The organism is Superficieibacter sp. 1612_C1 (assembly GCF_015234305.1).
In the GTDB taxonomy this organism is placed as follows: Bacteria; Pseudomonadota; Gammaproteobacteria; order Enterobacterales; family Enterobacteriaceae; genus Superficieibacter.
This window is the reverse complement of sequence record NZ_JADGMI010000014.1, coordinates 1-778: the sequence shown is the minus strand read 5'-3', so window position 1 is coordinate 778 and position 778 is coordinate 1. Positions and strand designations below refer to the sequence as shown.

The 778-nt window shown below is 50.1% G+C and carries 2 tRNA genes and 2 rRNA genes; all 4 read right to left on the bottom strand.

Going from position 1 to position 778, the window contains the following annotated elements:
- A 23S ribosomal RNA gene (locus INT84_RS24080) occupies positions 1-138 on the bottom strand; the annotation flags it as partial.
- 174 nt (positions 139-312) lie between these two features.
- Positions 313-388: transfer RNA gene (locus tag INT84_RS24075), tRNA-Ala, on the bottom strand.
- A gap of 104 nt (positions 389-492) precedes the next feature.
- Positions 493-569, bottom strand: a tRNA-Ile gene (locus INT84_RS24070).
- Between the two features lie 70 nt (positions 570-639).
- Positions 640-778, bottom strand: a 16S ribosomal RNA gene (locus tag INT84_RS24065); the annotation flags it as partial.

The window sequence follows — 778 nt, the reverse complement described above, 5'->3', positions numbered from 1 at the left end:
ATTGCACTGGGTTTCCCCATTCGGGTATCGCCGGTTATAACGGTTCATATCACCTTACCGGCGCTTATCGCAGATTAGCACGCCCTTCATCGCCTCTGACTGCCAGGGCATCCACCGTGTACGCTTAGTCGCTTAACCTCACAACCCGAAGCTGTTTCACTTCGCGTTGCGAAAATTTGAGAGACCCACGAACAACTTTCGTTGTTCAGTGTTTTTCAATTTTCAGCTTGATCCAGATTTTTAAAGAGCAAAACTTCGCAGCATACCTTCTCAGGTACACTCTGAAGTTTTCTTGTTTCGGACAGTAAAGGATGGTGGAGCTATGCGGGATCGAACCGCAGACCTCCTGCGTGCAAAGCAGGCGCTCTCCCAGCTGAGCTATAGCCCCATCGTAAATCTCGCTCACCGGAATTTTTCCTGAGGCAAGGCGTGGTGACGCGAAGCATACTGATGTATGTGAGCGTTGCCACAACGCAGCATTCAGGGAAAATTTGGTAGGCCTGAGTGGACTTGAACCACCGACCTCACCCTTATCAGGGGTGCGCTCTAACCACCTGAGCTACAAGCCTGCAGAGATTTTTTACTGCCCGTTTTTCATCAGACAATCTGTGTGAGCACTGCAAAGACGTTTCTTTAAGGTAAGGAGGTGATCCAACCGCAGGTTCCCCTACGGTTACCTTGTTACGACTTCACCCCAGTCATGAATCACAAAGTGGTAAGCGCCCTCCCGAAGGTTAAGCTACCTACTTCTTTTGCAACCCACTCCCATGGTGTGACG